This is a genomic window from Actinomycetospora sp. NBC_00405 (assembly GCF_036044095.1).
Taxonomy (GTDB): domain Bacteria; phylum Actinomycetota; class Actinomycetes; order Mycobacteriales; family Pseudonocardiaceae; genus Actinomycetospora; species Actinomycetospora callitridis.
In genome coordinates this window covers 1,192,020-1,210,376 of the sequence record NZ_CP107938.1, presented here as the reverse complement: position 1 = coordinate 1,210,376, position 18,357 = coordinate 1,192,020, and the positions used below count along the sequence as shown (strand labels likewise).

16 protein-coding genes and 1 pseudogene are annotated in these 18,357 nt (G+C 74.4%); 16 read left to right on the top strand and 1 reads right to left on the bottom strand.

Annotated elements, in window-relative coordinates:
- Positions 1–444, top strand: a pseudogene (nusB, locus tag OG774_RS05920) (transcription antitermination factor NusB); the annotation flags it as partial.
- A 94-nt stretch (positions 445–538) separates the two neighbouring features.
- Here nusB and bldD read toward each other — a convergent pair.
- Positions 539–1,033 carry a transcriptional regulator BldD gene (gene bldD, locus OG774_RS05915; protein WP_274186731.1) on the bottom strand — a complete coding sequence of 165 codons (495 nt, stop codon included), beginning with the start codon at positions 1,031–1,033 and terminating at the stop codon, positions 539–541.
- A 315-nt stretch (positions 1,034–1,348) separates the two neighbouring features.
- On the opposite strand from bldD, the gene pyrR reads away from it, so the two are divergent.
- The 15 genes from pyrR to fmt all read left to right on the top strand — a co-directional run bounded on the left by pyrR (position 1,349) and on the right by fmt (position 18,329).
- Positions 1,349–1,933: a bifunctional pyr operon transcriptional regulator/uracil phosphoribosyltransferase PyrR gene (gene pyrR, locus OG774_RS05910; protein ID WP_274194962.1), complete on the top strand. Its 585-nt coding sequence runs from the start codon at positions 1,349–1,351 to the stop codon at positions 1,931–1,933.
- 38 nt (positions 1,934–1,971) lie between these two features.
- Positions 1,972–2,931, top strand: coding sequence for an aspartate carbamoyltransferase catalytic subunit (locus OG774_RS05905; protein ID WP_328310809.1), 960 nt, complete (start codon positions 1,972–1,974; stop codon positions 2,929–2,931).
- Positions 2,928–4,229 carry a dihydroorotase gene (locus OG774_RS05900; protein WP_328307565.1) on the top strand — a complete coding sequence of 434 codons (1,302 nt, stop codon included), beginning with the start codon at positions 2,928–2,930 and terminating at the stop codon, positions 4,227–4,229. Before OG774_RS05905 ends, OG774_RS05900 begins: the two co-directional genes overlap by 4 nt.
- The gene (gene carA / locus OG774_RS05895) at positions 4,226–5,371 is read left to right on the top strand and encodes a glutamine-hydrolyzing carbamoyl-phosphate synthase small subunit (protein WP_328307563.1); all 1,146 of its coding nucleotides are present in this window, start codon (positions 4,226–4,228) and stop codon (positions 5,369–5,371) included. Before OG774_RS05900 ends, carA begins: the two co-directional genes overlap by 4 nt.
- Entirely contained in the window at positions 5,371–8,772 is a 3,402-nt protein-coding gene (gene carB / locus OG774_RS05890) for a carbamoyl-phosphate synthase large subunit (protein WP_328307561.1), read from the top strand. The genes carA and carB overlap by 1 nt, the downstream gene beginning before the upstream one ends.
- Positions 8,773–8,783: 11 nt before the next feature.
- The gene (gene pyrF, locus OG774_RS05885; RefSeq protein ID WP_328307559.1) at positions 8,784–9,692 is read left to right on the top strand and encodes an orotidine-5'-phosphate decarboxylase; all 909 of its coding nucleotides are present in this window, start codon (positions 8,784–8,786) and stop codon (positions 9,690–9,692) included.
- A 200-nt stretch (positions 9,693–9,892) separates the two neighbouring features.
- The gene (mihF, locus tag OG774_RS05880; protein ID WP_274194957.1) at positions 9,893–10,210 is read left to right on the top strand and encodes an integration host factor, actinobacterial type; all 318 of its coding nucleotides are present in this window, start codon (positions 9,893–9,895) and stop codon (positions 10,208–10,210) included.
- 4 nt (positions 10,211–10,214) lie between these two features.
- Positions 10,215–10,877 carry a guanylate kinase gene (gene gmk, locus OG774_RS05875; RefSeq protein WP_328307554.1) on the top strand — a complete coding sequence of 221 codons (663 nt, stop codon included), beginning with the start codon at positions 10,215–10,217 and terminating at the stop codon, positions 10,875–10,877.
- A complete protein-coding gene (gene rpoZ, locus OG774_RS05870; protein ID WP_274186726.1) occupies positions 10,874–11,152 on the top strand; it encodes a DNA-directed RNA polymerase subunit omega in 279 nt (92 codons plus the stop codon). The genes gmk and rpoZ overlap by 4 nt, the downstream gene beginning before the upstream one ends.
- Positions 11,149–12,396: a bifunctional phosphopantothenoylcysteine decarboxylase/phosphopantothenate--cysteine ligase CoaBC gene (coaBC, locus tag OG774_RS05865; protein WP_328307552.1), complete on the top strand. Its 1,248-nt coding sequence runs from the start codon at positions 11,149–11,151 to the stop codon at positions 12,394–12,396. Before rpoZ ends, coaBC begins: the two co-directional genes overlap by 4 nt.
- Positions 12,397–12,542: 146 nt before the next feature.
- The gene (gene metK / locus OG774_RS05860; protein ID WP_274187146.1) at positions 12,543–13,739 is read left to right on the top strand and encodes a methionine adenosyltransferase; all 1,197 of its coding nucleotides are present in this window, start codon (positions 12,543–12,545) and stop codon (positions 13,737–13,739) included.
- A gap of 343 nt (positions 13,740–14,082) precedes the next feature.
- Complete coding sequence (locus OG774_RS05855; RefSeq protein WP_442873948.1) at positions 14,083–16,164, top strand: primosomal protein N'; 2,082 nt, start codon at positions 14,083–14,085, stop codon at positions 16,162–16,164.
- Positions 16,165–16,235: 71 nt separating this feature from the next.
- Positions 16,236–16,799: a TIGR03086 family metal-binding protein gene (locus OG774_RS05850; RefSeq protein ID WP_328307550.1), complete on the top strand. Its 564-nt coding sequence runs from the start codon at positions 16,236–16,238 to the stop codon at positions 16,797–16,799.
- Between the two features lie 48 nt (positions 16,800–16,847).
- Positions 16,848–17,399 carry a peptide deformylase gene (gene def, locus OG774_RS05845; protein WP_328307548.1) on the top strand — a complete coding sequence of 184 codons (552 nt, stop codon included), beginning with the start codon at positions 16,848–16,850 and terminating at the stop codon, positions 17,397–17,399.
- A gap of 3 nt (positions 17,400–17,402) precedes the next feature.
- A complete protein-coding gene (gene fmt / locus OG774_RS05840) occupies positions 17,403–18,329 on the top strand; it encodes a methionyl-tRNA formyltransferase (RefSeq protein ID WP_328307546.1) in 927 nt (308 codons plus the stop codon).
- Positions 18,330–18,357 lie beyond the last annotated feature (28 nt).

Sequence of the window (18,357 nt, the reverse complement as noted above, 5' to 3'; positions counted from 1 at the left end):
GTGACCGCACCCCAGGCGCGGAAGGGCTCCCGGTCCAAGGCCCGGAAACGGGCGCTGGACATCCTGTTCGAGTCCGAGGCGCGCGGTGAGGACCCGCAGGAGGTGCTCGCCCGGCGCATCGCCGGTGCGGACGCCCCGCCGGTGTCGGAGTTCGCGCAGTCGCTGGTCGAGGGCGTGATCTCGCACCGCGACGGCATCGACGAGGTCATCGGGTCGTACGCGCGCGGGTGGACGATGGCCCGCATGCCCGCGGTCGACCGCATGATCCTGCGGATCGGGGTCTACGAGATCCTGCACTCCGAGGACGTGCCCGACCCGGTCGCGATCGACGAGGCCATCGACCTCGCCCGCGAGCTGTCCACCGACGACTCGCCGCGGTTCGTCAACGGCGTGCTCGCCGGGGTGTCCTCGGGACGTCCCGGGACGGTTGCCCCGCCGAGCCCCGACCGCGTCGAGGTGCCCGCCGGGGTCGAGCTCGCGCCGGCGGGTCAGGACGCCCCGCCCGCCGACGACGAGCCCACCAGCGGATAGTGCGTCGTCACTCGTCCAGGGCGCGCGCGATGCGGGCCTCGGGCGGGAGGACGCCCCAGTCGACGAGCTGGTCGGACAGCTCGCCCGGGCTCATGTCGTAGATGATCGCGAGCGAACGCAGGTCCTCGTTGCGGATCGAGAGGACCTTGCCGTTGTAGTCGCCGCGCTGGCTCTGGATCGCCGCGGCGTAGCGGGCGAGCGGACCGGCCTTCTCGGCGGGCAGCTGCTGCAGGCGCTCGAGGTTGATGACGATCTTGGCTGCAGGCTCGGACCCGGAGGGCACGCGACCCTCGGGCAGGAGCTCCGCCACGGGCACGCCGTAGAAGTCGGCGAGCTCGGCGAGCTTCTGGACGGTCACCGCGCGGTCACCGCGCTCGTAGGAACCGACGACGACGGCCTTCCACCGTCCGCCGGACTTCTGCTCGACGCCGTGCAGAGACAGACCCTGCTGCTGGCGGATGCCCCGGAGCTTTGACCCCAGCGCCTTCGCGTAGTCACCCATCTGGCGGACACCCCGTCCTCTCGCGTCGCCCGGCTCGCCCCGCCCGTGCACCCAGCGAAGTCGATACGGAGAGTGATGATGCGCCTCAGGTCGTCACATGGTCAAGCCGGGATCTGACGGATCGTGGCCGGTGTGGCTCGTGGCACTCCGTCCGGACACGGACCACGGGGCGTAGTGCCGGGGCCGGGCCGTCCCGGTCCGGAGCGTCCCGTGGGCGGCACCGAGGGGTCCCGTCGTCGCTGATAGTGTTGGGAAACGTCCTGATCGACATCCTTTAAGAGCCGTCCTGCGAGGCGGAGAAGGAGGGTCACCCGCGTGCCGTCACGGCGCCGGGGCGAGCCCGGGTCGGGTGCAGCGGGTGCCGAGGGTGAGCGCGAGCTCCTCTCGGCGGCAGACCTCGCGCGCACCGTCGCCCGCGTCGCCCACGAGATCATCGAACGCAATGCCCCCGATGGCGCAACCGCCCGGGTCGTCCTGCTCGGTCTACCGACCCGGGGGACCTTCCTCGCCCGCCGGCTCGCCGAGCGCATCGGCGAGATCACCGGGGCCACCGTGCCGACCGGCACCCTCGATCCCACGCTCTACCGCGACGACCTGCGCCTGCGTCCGACGCGCGCGCTCGCCGAGACGGAAATCCCGGCCGTCGGCATCGACGACGCCGTGGTGGTGCTGGTCGACGACGTCCTGTTCTCCGGGCGCACCGTGCGCGCCGCCCTCGACGCCCTGCGCGACCACGGCCGCCCGCGTGCGGTCCAGCTCGCCGTGCTCGTCGACCGCGGCCACCGCGAGCTGCCCATCCGCGCGGACTACGTCGGCAAGAACGTCCCGACCAACCGCACCGAGGACGTCGCGGTGCGCCTGGTCGAGGTCGACGGCGAGGACGGGGTCAGCCTGCGATGAGCGCCCCGACCACCGGGCCCGAGCCCACCGGCATCGGCCTGCGCCACCTGCTCTCCACCGACGGCCTGCGCCGCGACCAGGCCCTGGCCCTGCTGGACACCGCGGCGAACATGGAGCAGGCGCTCACGGGCCGCGCGGTGCGCAAGCTGCCCACGCTGCGCGGGCGCACCGTCGTCACGCTGTTCTACGAGAACTCCACCCGCACCCGCGTGTCCTTCGAGGTCGCGGGCAAGTGGATGAGCGCCGACACCATCAACGTCTCGGCCAGCGCGTCCTCGGTGAGCAAGGGCGAGTCCCTACGCGACACGGCCTCCACGCTGGCCGCCGCGGGCACCGACTGCCTCGTCGTGCGGCACCCCGCCTCCGGCGCCCCGCACCGCATCGCGGCCTGGCTCGACCACGTCGCGCACTCGCACCTGGGTGCGGAGGGTCACGTCGCGGTGGTCAACGCCGGCGACGGGACGCACGAGCACCCGACCCAGGCCCTGCTCGACGCGGCGACCCTGCGTGCCCGCCTCGGCCGGGTGGAGGGGGCGCACGTCGCGATCGTCGGCGACATCCTCCACAGCCGTGTCGCGCGCTCGAATGCGCACCTGCTGGCCACGCTCGGTGCGCGCGTCACGCTGGTGGCCCCGCCGACGCTGCTCCCGGTGGGCGTCGCCGGGTGGCCGGTGGAGATCAGCCACGACCTGGACGCCGTCCTCGCGGGGGGCCCGGACGCCGTGATGATGCTGCGGGTGCAGGCCGAGCGGATGCACGGCGGGTTCTTCCCGTCGGCCCGCGAGTACGCGATCCGCTTCGGGCTCTCCGAGGCCCGCGCCGACCGGCTCCCCGACCACGCCGTCGTCCTGCACCCCGGGCCCGCGGTGCGCGGCATGGAGATCGCGAGCGCCGTGGCCGACTCGAGCCGCGCCGCGATCTCCGACCAGGTCACCGCCGGGGTGCACGTGCGGATGGCCGTCCTGTACCACCTGCTCGCCGGGGAGGACGTGGCGTGAGCACGATCAGGATTCGTGGGGCGAGGCCCTACGGCGAGGACCCCACCGACCTCTACGTCCGCGACGGGATGCTCGTCGAGGGCCCTGAAGACTCCGACGACCCCGTCGAGACCGTCGACGCCGACGGCCTCATCGCCCTGCCCGGGCTGGTCGACCTGCACACCCACCTGCGCGAGCCCGGCGGCGAGGAGGCCGAGACCGTCGACACCGGCTCGGCCGCCGCGGCGCTCGGGGGCTACACCGCGGTCTTCGCGATGCCGAACACCGACCCGGTGGCCGATTCCCCGGTGGTCGTCGAGCACGTCTGGCGCCGCGGCCGCGAGGTCGGGCTCGTCGACGTGCATCCCGTCGGCGCGGTCACCGTCGGCCTCGAGGGCGCGAAGCTCGCCGAGATGGGGATGATGGCCGCGTCCCCGGCGCGGGTGCGGATGTTCTCCGACGACGGCCGCTGCGTGAACGACCCGCTGATCATGCGCCGGGCCCTCGAGTACGCGCGGGCCCTGGGCTCCGTGGTCGCCCAGCACGCCGAGGACCACCGGCTCACCGTCGGGGCGCAGGCCCACGACGGACCGGTGGCGGCGCGGCTCGGGCTCGCGGGATGGGACCCCACCGCCGAGGAGTCGATCGTCGCGCGTGACGTGATGCTCGCCTCGGCGGCCGGCGCGCGCCTGCACGTCTGCCACCTCTCGACGGCCCGTTCGGCGGCGATCCTGCGGTGGGCACGGGAGTCGATGGACGGCGACGACGGATTCCGCGTCTCGGCCGAGGTCACCCCCCACCACCTGCTGCTCACCGACGCGGCGGCCGAGGACTACGACCCGGTGCACAAGGTCAACCCGCCGCTGCGCCCGGCCGCCGACACCGAGGCCCTGCGCCGCGCGCTGGCCGACGGCACGGTCGACTGCGTGGCCACCGACCACGCCCCGCACGCCGTGGAGGCCAAGGACTGCGAGTGGCCCGCCGCCCGTCCAGGCATGCTGGGACTGCAGACCGCGCTGCCGGTGGTGGTGGCGACCATGGTCACCACCGGCCTGCTCGACTGGCGCGGCGTGGCGCGGGTGTGCAGCGAGGCCCCCGCGCGGATCGCCGGCCTGCCCGACCAGGGACGGCCGCTGGCGGTGGGGGAGCCCGCGAACCTGACGCTCGTCGACCCCGACGCCGCCTGGACGGTGCGGGGCGCGGCGCTGGCCAGCCGGGCGAACAACACCCCGTACGAGGGGATGGAGATGCCGGTCTCGGTGGTGCACACCATGCTGCGGGGCCGGTGGACGGTGCAGGACGGGAAGGTGCAGGAATGAGTCAGGCCGGCACGAGCCGGGAGGACGCGGTGCTCGTCCTCGAGGACGGCAGCATGCACCGCGGTGAGGCCTTCGGCGCCCGCGGCCGCACGCTGGGCGAGGCGGTGTTCGCCACCGGGATGACCGGCTACCAGGAGACGCTGACCGACCCGAGCTACCACCGCCAGATCGTGGTGGCCACGGCCCCGCACATCGGCAACACCGGGTGGAACGACGAGGACGACGAGTCGGCCCGTATCCAGGTCGCCGGGTACGTCGTCCGCGACCCGGCCCGGCGCCCCTCCAATTGGCGCTCGACGGCCGACCTCGGCGAGGAGCTCGCCCGCCAGGGCGTCGTCGGCCTCGCCGGTGTCGACACCCGGGCGATCACCCGCCGGCTGCGCGAGGCGGGCTCGATGCGCGCCGGCCTGTTCTCCGGCGACGCGCTGGCCGACCCCACCTCGATGCGCGCCGCGGTCCTGGACAGCCCCGGGATGGCCGGCGCCGACCTCGCCGGCGCGGTGAGCACCGGCGCGCCGTACACGGTCGCGGCCACCGGCACGACGCGCGCGCGGGTCGCGGCGCTCGACCTCGGGATCAAGGCCAACACGCCGCGGATGCTCGCCGAGCGCGGGATCGAGACGCGGGTGCTGCCGGCGTCGGTGTCGATCGACGAGCTCCTCGGCCCAGATGAGTACGGCCGTGCCCCCGACGGCGTCTTCCTCTCCAACGGCCCGGGCGACCCGGCCGCCGCGGCGCACGCCGTCGCCCTCACCGCGGAGGTGCTGCGCCGCGAGGTGCCGCTCTTCGGCATCTGCTTCGGCAACCAGATCCTGGCCCGCGCCCTGGGCCTCGGGACGTACAAGATGCGCTACGGCCACCGCGGGATCAACGTCCCGGTCGTCGACCACACCGACGGCACCGTGGCGATCACGAGCCAGAACCACGGCTTCGCCGTCGCGGGCACACCGGGCGAGCGCGTCGACTCGCCGTTCGGGCGGGTGCACCTCAGCCACTCGTGCCCCAACGACGGCACCGTCGAGGGCCTGACCTGCGAGGGCGTCCCCGCCTTCAGCGTCCAGTACCACCCGGAGGCCGCGGCGGGTCCGCACGACGCGGCCGACCTCTTCGACCGTTTCGCGGACATGATGGGAAATCGCTGATGCCGCGCCGCGAGGACATCCACCACGTCCTGGTCATCGGCTCCGGCCCGATCGTCATCGGTCAGGCCGCGGAGTTCGACTACTCCGGCACCCAGGCCTGCCGGGTGCTCCGCGAGGAGGGCCTGCGGGTCAGCCTCGTCAACTCGAACCCGGCGACGATCATGACCGACCCGGAGATCGCCGACGCCACCTACGTCGAGCCGATCACCGTCGAGTACCTCACCAAGGTCATCGAGACGGAGCGGCCCGACGCGCTGCTGGCCACCCTCGGCGGCCAGACCGCGCTGAACGCCGCGATCGCCCTGCACGACGCGGGGGTGCTCGAGCGCTTCGGCGTCGAGCTGATCGGCGCGGACATCGACGCGATCCAGCGCGGCGAGGACCGGCTGAAGTTCAAGGACATCGTCCGGCGCATCGGCGGCGACGTCCCCCGCAGCGAGGTCTGCCACTCGATGGCCGACGTGCGGGCCACCGTCGCCGAGGTCGGCCTCCCGGTGGTCATCCGGCCGAGCTTCACGATGGGCGGGCTCGGCTCGGGCCTCGCCTACACCCCCGAGGAGCTCGAGCGCCTCGCCGGCGCGGGCCTCGCGGCGAGCCCGGTGCACGAGGTGCTCATCGAGGAGTCGGTGCTCGGGTGGAAGGAGTACGAGCTCGAGCTCATGCGCGACGGCAAGGACAACGTCGTCGTCGTGTGCTCGATCGAGAACATCGACCCGATGGGCGTGCACACCGGCGACTCGGTGACCGTCGCGCCCGCGATGACGCTGACCGACCGCGAGTACCAGGTCATGCGCGACACCGGTATCGAGGTGCTGCGCGCGGTGGGCGTCGAGACCGGCGGCTGCAACATCCAGTTCGCGGTGCACCCGACCACGGGGCGTCTCGTCGTCATCGAGATGAACCCGCGCGTCTCGCGCTCGAGCGCGCTGGCCTCGAAGGCCACCGGCTTCCCGATCGCCAAGATCGCCGCGCGCCTGGCCGTCGGCTACACCCTCGACGAGATCACCAACGACATCACCGGCGAGACGCCGGCGAGCTTCGAGCCGACGCTGGACTACGTCGTGGTCAAGGTGCCGCGGTTCGCGTTCGAGAAGTTCCCCGGCGCCGACCCCACGCTGACCACCACGATGAAGTCGGTCGGCGAGGCGATGGCGCTGGGCCGCAGCTTCCCGGAGGCCCTCAACAAGGCGCTGCGGTCGGCGGAGACCAAGGCCGGCGGCTTCTGGACGCTCCCCGATCCCGACGAGGACGTGAAGGAAGCCCTGCACCAGGCGTCGCTGCCGCGCGACGGGCGGCTCTACGCCGTCGAGCGCGCGCTGCGGCTCGGGGCGAGCGTCGAGGAGGTCACCGAGGCCTCGGGCATCGACGGGTGGTTCGTCGAGCAGATCGAGGGCCTCGTCGGGCTGCGCGGCGAGATCGCCGACGCGCCGGTGCTCGACGAGGCGCTGCTGCGCCGGGCCAAGCGCGCGGGGCTCTCGGACGCGCAGGTCGCGGCCGTGCGCCCGGAGCTCGCGGGGGAGACGGGCGTGCGCGCGCTGCGCCACCGCCTCGGCGTGCGTCCGGTCTACAAGACCGTCGACACCTGCGCCGCGGAGTTCGAGGCGCGGACCCCGTACCACTACTCCGCGTACGAGTCCGATCCCGCGGCCGAGACCGAGGTCGTGGCGCAGACCGACCGGCCCAAGGTCATCATCCTGGGCTCGGGACCGAACCGCATCGGCCAGGGCATCGAGTTCGACTACTCGTGCGTGCACGCGGCGTTCGCCCTGCGCGCCGCCGGGTTCGAGACGGTGATGCTCAACTGCAACCCCGAGACCGTCTCCACCGACTACGACACCTCCGACCGCCTGTACTTCGAGCCCCTCACCGAGGAGGACGTGCTCGAGGTGGTGCACGCGGAGCAGGAGTCGGGGCGCAGCCAGGATCCGGACGAGCACAGCCCGGGGCTGGTCGGGGTCGTCGTCCAGCTCGGCGGGCAGACACCGCTGAAGCTCGCGGCGGGCCTCGAGGCCGCCGGGGTGCCGGTCGTCGGCACGCCGCCCGCGGCCATCGACCTCGCCGAGTCCCGCGGCGCGTTCGGGCGCGTGCTCGACGACGCGGGGCTCCCCGCCCCGCCGTACGGGATGGCCACCAGCTTCGACGGCGCCCGCGAGATCGCCGCGTCGATCGGCTACCCCGTGCTCGTGCGCCCGTCGTACGTGCTCGGCGGCCGGGGCATGGAGATCGTCTACGACGACGCCACGCTCGCCGACTACATCGCGCGCGCCACCGAGGTCACCCCGGACCACCCGGTGCTGGTGGACCGCTTCCTCGACGACGCCATCGAGATCGACGTCGACGCCATCTGCGACGCCGACGGCGAGGTCTACCTCGGCGGGGTCATGGAGCACATCGAGGAGGCCGGGGTGCACTCCGGCGACTCGTCGTGCGCGCTGCCGCCGATCACGCTCGGGGGCGCCGAGCTCGCGACCGTGCGGGAGTCGACCGTCGCCCTGGCCCGCCGGCTGGGGGTGCGCGGGCTGATGAACGTGCAGTACGCGCTCAAGGACGACGTGCTCTTCGTGCTCGAGGCGAACCCGCGGGCGTCACGCACCGTCCCGTTCGTCTCCAAGGCCACGGGCGTGCCCCTGGCCGGGGCCGCCTCGCGGATCATGCTCGGCGCGACGATCGCCGGCCTGCGCGAGGAAGGCCTCCTGCCCGCGGTCGGCGACGGCACCGACCTGCCCCGCGAGCACCCCGTGGCGGTGAAGGAGGCGGTGCTGCCGTTCCACCGGTTCCGTCGCCCCGACGGCCGTGGCGTCGACTCCCTGCTCGGCCCGGAGATGAAGTCCACCGGCGAGGTCATGGGCATCGACCGCGCCTTCTCCATCGCGTTCGCCAAGGCGCAGGCCGCGGCCGCCGGACCGCTGCCGGTGTCGGGCCAGGTGTTCGTCTCGGTCGCGAACCGCGACAAGCGCTCGCTGATCTTCCCGGTGAAGCGCCTCGCCGACCTCGGCTTCGCGATCCTCGCGACGGCCGGGACGGCGAGCGTCCTGGAGCGCAACGGCATCCCGTGCGAGGTCGTGCGCAAGCACTTCGAGGGCGGGGAGGGCCTGCCGACGATCGTGGACCGGATCCTGGCCGGGGAGGTCGACCTGGTGGTCAACACCCCGGTCGGCCACTCCGGGCCCCGCATCGACGGCTACGAGATCCGCGCCGCCTGCCTCGACGTCGGCGTCCCGTGCGTCACCACCGTCCAGGGGGCCGCGGCGGCCGTGCAGGCCGTCGAGGCGGCGATCGCCGGCGAGGTCGGGGTGACGTCGCTGCAGGTCCTGCACGCCCGCCTCGCCGAGGCGCGCGCCCGGGACGCGGCGACCCCCACGGCCGAGGTGCCCCAGCCCGCGGCAGTGGCCGGCTCGTGAGCCCGAGCTCTGTGCGCAGAGCCCCGTTCCGCCACCGGCTGCGCGACGCGGTCGCGGCGTACGGCCCGCTCTGCGTCGGCATCGACCCGCATCCCGGTCTGCTGTCGGCGTGGGGTCTGGACGCCGACGCCGCCGGGGTGGAGCGCTTCTCCCGGGGGGTGGTCGAGGCGCTCGCCGGGCACGTGGCGCTGCTCAAGCCCCAGGTGGCGCTCTACGAGGTCCACGGCGCCGCCGGGCTCGCGGCCCTCGAGCGCACGCTGGCCGACGCCCGGGAGGCCGGCGTGCTCACCGTGGCCGACGCCAAGCGCGGCGACATCGGCTCGACGATGGCCGGCTACGCCCGGGCCTGGCTGGCCGACGACGCCCCGCTCGCCGCCGACGCCCTGACGCTCTCGCCCTACCTCGGCGTCGGCTCCCTCGCCCCGGCCCTGGACCTCGCGGTCGCCACCGGGCGCGGGGTGTTCGTGCTCGCCCGGACGTCCAACCCCGAGGCCGCGGGCGTGCAGGCGGCGCAGGCGTGGGTCGCGGGGTCGGGGGGATCGGGCGCCCCGGGGGGTGGGCGCCGTATGCGCGAGGTCGCCCAGTCGGTGGTCGACGCGCTCGCCGACCACAACGCGGCGCACCGCGACGGCCCCGGGGACGGGTCGGCCGGCGCGGTCGTCGGGCTGACGCGGGGCACCACCGGCCGCGACCACGGCCTCGACCTGTCGGCCCTCGACGGCCCCGTCCTCGTCCCGGGACTGGGCGCGCAGGGTGGCACGCCCGCCGACGTGGCGGCGGCGTTCGGCACGCCGGACGCGCTCGGCGCCGGCACGGGACCGGTCGTGCCCGTCAGCGCCCGGGAGGTCCTCACCGCCGGCCCCGACCTCGGAGCGCTGAGAGCCGCGGTCGGAGCGCTGAACGGGTCACTGGCGGGGTAGCCCGGCCGTGTGACGCCGTTGACCGGACGATCACGAGCCGGTGGGCGCCACGGCCGTCCGACCTGCGGACACTCCCGCCCCACGGACTGTCGGAGCGGGCCGCGGGGGGTACGTTCGCCATCACTGGGCAAGCCAATACGCCACCACGGGAGGCCGGTCGCACCGACCGGAGCCCGTCGTCACGACCTTCGGAGGAGAACGTGGCATTACCCGAGCTGACCGAGGAGCAGCGGGCTGCGGCGCTCGAGAAGGCCGCCGCCGCTCGCCGTGCCCGGGCCGAGCTCAAAGAGCGCCTCAAGCGTGGAGGCACCAGCCTCTCCGAGGTGCTCGAGCAGGCCGACTCGGACGAGGTGCTCGGCAAGATGAAGGTCTCGGCGTTGCTCGAGGCCATGCCGGGCGTGGGCAAGGTGCGCGCCCAGCAGATCATGGAGCGCCTGGAGATCGCACCCAGCCGCCGCCTGCGCGGTCTGGGCGATCGGCAGCGCAAGGCCCTGCTCGACGAGTTCTCCGGCGAGTGAGCCGGTGACCCCACCCCCGACGCACGGGCCCGGCCGGCTGCTGGTGCTGGCCGGGCCGTCGGGGGTCGGCAAGAGCACGGTGGTCGCGGAACTGCGACGGATCGCCGCGCCGCTGTGGTTCAGCGTCTCGGCGACCACCCGAGCCCCGCGCCCCGGTGAGGTCGACGGTCGTGACTACCACTTCGTCACGGCCGAGGAGTTCGACCGCATGATCGCCGAGGGCGAGCTGCTCGAGTGGGCGGAGATCCACCGTGGCATGCACCGTTCGGGCACGCCACGGGCTCCGGTGGACGAGCACCTCGCGCGGGGCGAACCCGTCCTTCTCGAGCTGGATCTCGCCGGGGCCCGTGCCGTGCGCGAGCAGCGCCCCGACGCGCTGTTCGTCTTCCTCGAGCCCCCGTCGTGGGAGGTGCTGGTCGGTCGGCTGATCGGTCGCGGTACCGAGGCGACGGAGGTCGTCGACCGCCGTCTGGCGACCGCGCGCGAGGAACTGGCCGCGAGCAGCGAGTTCGACGTCACCGTGGTGAACCACGACGTCGGGGAGACCGCGCACCGGTTGGTAGAGTTGAGCGCCGGTCCTCCTGTCAGCCGTGCAGGTCGGGGGACCGCACCGACCCGCCGGACCGGTCTTGAGTCCGGCGCCACCCCCGCAGGAGCGAGCGAGTGAGCATTCCCATCGGACGATCCGGCATCATCGAGGGGCCGGAGGGCATCACCAACCCTCCGATCGATGAGCTGCTGGAGACGGTGAGCTCGAAGTACGCGCTGGTCATCTATGCGGCCAAGCGCGCCCGCCAGATCAACGACTACTACGCCCAGCTGGGCGAGGGTCTCCTCGAGTACGTGGGCCCGCTCGTCGAGCCCGGCCCGCGCGAGAAGCCGCTGTCGGTGGCCATGCGCGAGATCCACGCCGGCCTGCTCGAGCACACCGAGGGCGAGTGACCGAGGAGTCCACCCGGCCCCGGGAGATCGTTCTCGGGGTCTCGGGCGGCATCGCCGCCTACAAGGCCTGCGAGGTGCTCCGGCGCCTGCGCGAGGCCGGGAACCACGTCCAGGTCGTCGCGACGCGGTCCGCGCTCGAGTTCATCGGCGCGGCCACGTTCGAGGCGCTCTCGGGCCGGCCCGTGCTGACCGGCGTGTTCGAGAACGTCCCCGAGGTCGAGCACGTCGCCCTGGGGCGGCGTGCCGACCTGGTGGTGCTCGTCCCGGCGACGGCCGACCTGCTCGCCCGCATGGCCCAGGGGCGCGCCGACGACATGCTCACCACCACGCTGCTCACCGCGCGGTGCCCGGTTCTCGCGGTCCCCGCGATGCACACCGAGATGTGGGAGCACCCGGCGACCGTCGACAACGTCGCCACCCTGCGCCGGCGGGGCACCGTCGTCCTCGAGCCCGCGTCCGGGCGCCTGACCGGCGCCGACACCGGGCGCGGCCGACTGCCCGAGCCGCCCGAGATCGCCGAGTTCGCCCGGCTGCTGCTCGAGTGGGGGATCGACGACGGCGGCATGCCGTTCCCCCTCCCGCGCGATCTCGAGGGCCGCCGCGTGGTCGTCTCCGCCGGCGGCACCGCGGAGCCGCTCGACCCCGTGCGCACGCTCGGCAACCGGTCGTCGGGGCGCCAGGGCTACGCGCTGGCCCGCGTCGCGGCCCAGCGCGGCGCCGACGTGACGCTGGTGGCCGGCACGGTCTCCGACCTCGACCCGCCCGCCGGCGTCGAGCTCCGTCGCGTGCAGACCACCCGCGAGATGCGCGACGCCGTGCTCGACGCCGCCAAGGCCGCGGACGTGGTCGTGATGGCCGCCGCGGTCTCCGACTTCCGGCCCGCGTCGACGTCCGTCGGCAAGATCAAGAAGGGGCAGGACGCCCCCTCGATCCCGCTCGAGTTCAACCCCGACATCCTGCGCGAACTGGTCACCGAGGACGTCCCGCGCCGGCTCGTCGTCGGGTTCGCGGCGGAGACCGGCGACGAGGGCGGCAGCGTCCTCGACTACGGGCGCGCGAAGCTCGAGCGCAAGGGGTGTGACCTTCTCGTCGTCAACGCCGTGGGGGCCGGACGTGCCTTCGAGGTCGAGGACAACGAGGGGTGGCTGCTGGGGGCCGACGGATCGTCGCTGAGCCTGCCGATGGGCTCGAAAGCAGCACTGGCCGCCCGCGTGTGGGACGCCGTCGCCGAGCGGTTGCCCTGAAGCGTTCGACTGATCGGCGCATTCTCACGATTCGTCGTCGAACACAACCGCTCTGTGACACGGTTGGCATTCAGCCTGGTCAGGGGCCTCGTGATTCCCGGGGATGCCGTTAGTGTGGACGGGTCCCATTGTCGAGGCAGGGAGAGATTGTGCCCGCTAGGCGTTTGTTCACCAGCGAATCCGTCACCGAGGGCCACCCGGACAAGATCTGTGACGCCGTCAGCGACGGCATCCTGGACGCTCTGCTGGCGCAGGACCCGAAGAGCCGCGTCGCGGTCGAGACGATGGTCACCACGGGCCAGGTGCACGTCGCCGGCGAGGTGACCACCAACGCCCAGGTCAACTACGTGGACGTCGTCCGCAAGACCATCCTCGACATCGGCTACGACTCGTCGGCCAAGGGCTTCGACGGCGAGAGCTGCGGTGTGTCGATCTCCATCGGCGCCCAGTCGAAGGACATCGCGCAGGGTGTCGACGAGGGCTACGAGACCCGCGTCGAGGGCTCCGAGGACGAGATCGCGCGACAGGGCGCGGGCGACCAGGGCCTGATGTTCGGCTACGCCGACGCCGACACCCCCGAGCTCATGCCGCTGCCCATCGGGCTGGCGCACCGGCTCGCGCGCAAGCTCACCGCGGTCCGTCGCGACGGCACGCTGCCCTACCTGCGCCCGGACGGTAAGACCCAGGTCACCATCGCCTACGACGACGACAAGCCCGTCGGCGTGGAGACCGTGGTCCTGTCGACGCAGCACGCGGCCGACATCGACCTGGACAACCTGCTGACCCCGGACATCAAGTCCAAGGTCATCAACCCGGTGCTCGAGGGGATCGACCTCGACTCGTCGAACACCCGCGTGCTGGTCAACCCGACCGGCCGCTTCGTCACCGGCGGCCCGATGGGCGACGCCGGCCTGACCGGCCGCAAGATCATCGTCGACACCTACGGCGGCTACGCCCGCCACGGCGGCGGGGCCTTCTCGGGCAAGGACCCGTCGAAGGTCGACCGCTCCGCGGCGTACGCCATGCGCTGGGTGGCCAAGAACATCGTGGCCGCCGGCCTGGCCAAGCGCGTCGAGGTGCAGATCGCCTACGCGATCGGCAAGGCCGAGCCCGTGGGCGTGTTCGTCGAGACCTTCGGGACCGCCCAGGTGGACCCGGCCAAGATCGAGAAGGCCATCCACGAGGTCTTCGACCTGCGCCCCGGCGCGATCGTGCGCGACCTGCAGCTGCTGCGCCCGATCTACCAGCCGACCGCGGCGTACGGCCACTTCGGCCGCGACGACCTCGACCTCCCCTGGGAGCGCACCGACCGCGCCGACGCCCTGAAGTCGATCGCGACGTAGAGCTGCACCTCCTGGTGCAAGCCCTGCGTCCTCGCTTGCACTGAACGCGAGTATTTCCGCATCCTCGCGCGCCAGACCCACGCCGGCCCGGCACCTCGCACCCCGAGGTGCCGGGCCGGCGTGCGTCCGGTGGAGCCGGCTCCGGGATTTCGGCCGAAGGTGCCCTTCGCGCGGCTAGATCGGCGAGCGGAGCCCTTCGCCGGGTCGACGCGCGATCACACGTTCCGCGCGAAGGTGCCCTTCGCGCGGATAGAGCGGCGAGCGGCGCCCCTCGCCGGAACCCGGGCGCGCTCCGCCGCTCCGGCGTCCGGGCGCGTCGCACCGCTCTGGTAGACGTGAGGTCGTGACGGTGGGTGAGGCGGGCGACGCGCTGTTCGCCGCGCCCGAGCGCCCGCCCGAGCCCGCGCCTCGGGAGAAGAAGCCCCGCAAGCCCCTGCGCAACGAGCGCCTGCCCGCCGCCGAGCACCCGGTGGCCCAGGTGGCCGTGGACGTCAACCTCGCGCACCTCGACCGGCCGTTCGACTACCAGGTGCCCGAGCAGCTCGCCGACCAGGCGGTCCCCGGCGCGCGGGTGCGGGTGCGGTTCGCCGGCCGGCTGGTCGACGGCTTCGTGCTCGCGCGGGAGGACACCAGCGAGCACACCGGCCGCCTGGGGTGGCTGGAGAAGGTCGTCTCCCCGGAGCCGGTCCTGGGCCCCGAGCTCGCCGGGCTCTGCCGGGCCGTCGCCGACCGCTACGCCGGGACGCTCGCCGACGTCCTGCGCCTCGCGGTGCCGCCCCGTCACGCGCGGGTGGAGGCGGAGACGCCGACCGAGCGGCCGGCCCCGGAGGCGCCCGAGCAGCACGGCTGGGGCGCCTATCCCCGTGGGCCGGCGCTCCTCGAGGCCCTCGCGGCGCACCGGCCCGCGCACGCCGTCTGGCAGGCCCTGCCGGGCGAGGACTGGCCCGCCCGCCTCGCCGAGGCCGTCGCCACCACGGCCGCCGCCGGGCGGGGCGCGGTGCTCGTGGTGCCCGACCGCCGCGACCTCGACCGCGTCCAGGCTGCCTGCGAGGAGGTGGCGGGCGCGGACGCCGTCGTCGCCCTCGCCGCCGACCTCGGGCCCGCCGAGCGCTACCGGCGCTGGCTGGCGGTGGCGCGCGGGCAGGTGCGCATCGTCGTCGGCACGCGCGCCGCCGCGTTCGCCCCGGTCGTCGACCCCGGCCTGATCGCCGTGTGGGACGACGGCGACGACACGCTCGCCGAGCCCCGCGCGCCCTACCCCCACGCCCGCGACGTCGCCATGACCCGCGCGCACCGCGACGGCGCGGCGCTGCTCGTGGCCGGTTTCGCGCGCACCGCCGAGGCCGCCCTGCTCGTCGCGAGCGGCTGGGCCCACGACGTCGTCGCCGACCGCGCCACCGTCCGCGCCCGCGGGCCCCGGGTCACCTCGATCGGCGAGGACGACCGCCAGCTGCTGCGCGACCCCGCGTCGCGGGCGGCCCGCATGCCCGGCGTGGCGTTCGAGGCGGCCCGGGCGGCCCTGGGCGCCGGCGCGCCGGTGCTCGTCCAGGTCCCGCGCCGCGGCTACCTGCCCGCCGTGGCCTGCGCCCGCTGCCGCGAGCCCGCGCGCTGCCGCCGGTGCGCGGGTCCGATGGCGTTGCCGGCGGGTGCCGACGGGGTGCCGACGTGCCGCTGGTGCGGGACACCCGACGCCGCCTACCGCTGCGCCGCCTGCGGGTCGCCCCAGCTGCGCGCCCTGGCCGTCGGCTCGGCCCGCACCGCCGAGGAGCTGGGCCGCGCCTTCCCGCAGACCGTGGTGCGCAGCTCCGGCGGCGGGGCGACGGTGCTCGACACCGTGCCCGGCGGCCCGGCCCTGGTCGTCGCGACGCCGGGCGCCGAGCCGATCGCCGACGGCGGCTACGGGGCGGCGCTGCTGCTCGACGGCGCCGTCCTGCTCGCTCGGCCCGAGCTGCGGGCGGGGGAGGAGACGCTGCGACGCTGGTTCGGCGCGGCCGCACTGGTGCGCCCGGCGTCCGAGGGCGGGCGGGTGGTCGTGATCGCCGAGTCCTCCACGGCCGCGGTCCAGGCGCTCGTGCGCTGGGACCCGGTCGGGCACGCCGCCACCGAGCTCGCCTCGCGCACCGAGCTGTCCCTGCCGCCGGCGATGCGCCTGGCCGCGGTCGACGGCCCGCCCCCCGCCGTGGCCGACCTGCTCGCGGCCCTGCCCGACGACGTCGAGGTGCTGGGCCCGGTCGAGCTGCCGCCGGGCACCAAGCTCCCGGGCGCCGAGGAGCGCACCGAGGGAGCCGAGCGCTGCCTCGTCCGCGTGCCCCGCACCGAGGGCCGCACGCTGGCCCGCGAGCTGCACGCCGCCCAGGCCGTGCGCTCGGCGCGCAAGGAGCGCGAGCCCGTCCGCGTGCTGCTCGACCCGCTCGACCCCTTGTAGACCCGACCCCTTGTCGATCCGGCCGCCGCCTGCCACTGTTCAACCAGTAGGTTGAACACGAGGAGGCGACCATGACCACCGAGACCCCCGCCGACCGCCACCGCGCCATCGCCGCGGTCTTCACCGACCGGGTCCACGGCGTGGCCGACTGGGACGTGCCGACGCCGGTGCCGGAGTGGACCGCGCGCGACGTCGTCGGCCACCTGACGACGTGGTCCGCCGGCTTCCTGCACGGTGTCGGCGTGACGCTGCCCCCGGGCCCCGACCCGGCCGACGACCCGGTCGGTGCCTGGGACGCCCACGCGGCAGCGATCCAGGCCCTCCTCGACGACCCGGAGACCGCCGGGCGGACGATCGAGAACCCGCACATGGGCACGATGGAGCTCGCGGTGATGGTGGACCGGATCTACACCACCGACATCGTCATGCACACCTGGGACCTGGCCCGCGCGACCGGCCAGGACGACCGCCTCGACCCCGCCGTCGCCGGCCCGCTCGTCGAGGGCATGGAACAGATGGAGGAGGTCCTGCGCAGTTCCGGGCAGTTCGGTGTGCGGGTGCCGGTCCCCGACGACGCCGACGCGCAGACCCGGCTGCTGGGGTTCATCGGTCGCGACCCCGACTGGAAGCCCTGATCGCCGAGACTCCCTAGACTGGACGGTCGAAGCCCCGAGAGAGGACCGATGACCGCCCAGCCCCTGCGCCTGTTCGGCGACCCCATCCTGCGCACGAAGGCCGAGCCCGTCGTCGACTTCGACCGCGAGCTGCGCACCCTCGTCGCGGACCTGCACGAGACGATGCGCGAGGAGGGCGGCGCCGGGCTGGCCGCCCCGCAGATCGGCGTGGGGCTGCGCGTGTTCGTCTTCCGTGCCGACGGGGTCGAGGGCCACATGGTCAACCCGACGTGGAACGCCGCCGACGAGACGGAGCAGTTCGGCCCCGAGGGCTGCCTGTCGATCCCCGGGCTGCGCTTCGACTGCCGCCGCTTCGAGCACGTCGTCGCCTCCGGCTGGGACCTCCACGGCGAGCCGCAGACCGTCGAGGGCACCGCGCTGGTCGCCCGCGCCATCCAGCACGAGACCGACCACCTCGACGGGGTGCTCTTCCTCGACAAGCTGGACCCCGAGACGCGGCGTGAGGCGATGGCCGAGATCCGCCGGGCGCCGTGGTTCGACCTGGCGGCGCCGCCGACGGTCAAGACGAGCCCGCACCCGCTCTTCGGCCGGGCCACCTGAGACGTGCGCATCGTCTTCGCGGGCACCCCCGAGCCCGCCCTGCCCGCCCTGCGCGGTCTGCTCGCCAGCGCCCGGCACGAGGTCGTCGCCGTCGTGACGCGCCCGGACGCCCCGGTCGGGCGGTCGAAGCAGCCGCAGCGCAGCCCCGTCGGCGTCCTGGGCGACGAGGCCGGGATCCCGGTCCTGACCCCGGCGAAGGCCTCCGAGCCCGCGTTCCTCGAGCAGCTGCGCGCGCTCGCGCCCGACTGCTGCCCCGTCGTGGCCTACGGCAACCTGCTGCGCCGCGAGGCCCTCGACGTCCCCGTGCACGGCTGGGTGAACCTCCACTTCTCCCTGCTCCCGGCCTGGCGGGGTGCCGCGCCGGTGCAGGCCGCGATCCGCGCCGGCGACGAGGTGACCGGCGCGAGCACGTTCGCGCTCGAGGAGGGCATGGACACCGGGCCGGTGTACGGGACGGTCACCGAGGAGATCGGGCGCCACGACACCGCCGGGGCGCTGCTGGCCCGCCTCGCCGAGTCGGGCGCGGTCCTGCTGGAGCACACCCTCGACGGCATCGCCGACGGCACGCTGTCGCCGGTGCCCCAGCCGGCCGACGGTGTCTCCTACGCCCCCAAGGTGACCGTCGACGACGCCCGCGTCGTCTGGACCCACCCCGCGCCCGCCGTCGACCGCCTGGTGCGCGCGGTGACGCCCGCACCGGGGGCGTGGACGACGTTCCGCGAGGCCAGGCTCAAACTGGGCCCCGTGCTGACCACCGGCGAGGGCGGGCTCGACCCCGGCGCGATCCGCGTGGAGCGCGGCCGCGTCCTCGTCGGCACGGCCGGCGCCGCCGTCGCGCTCGGCGACATCCAGCCCGGCGGCAAGCGCCCCATGCCCGCCGTGGACTGGGCCCGCGGCGTGCGTCCCGAGCCGGGGGAGCGGTTCACGTGACCCGGGCGAGCGAAGCGACGGGCTCACG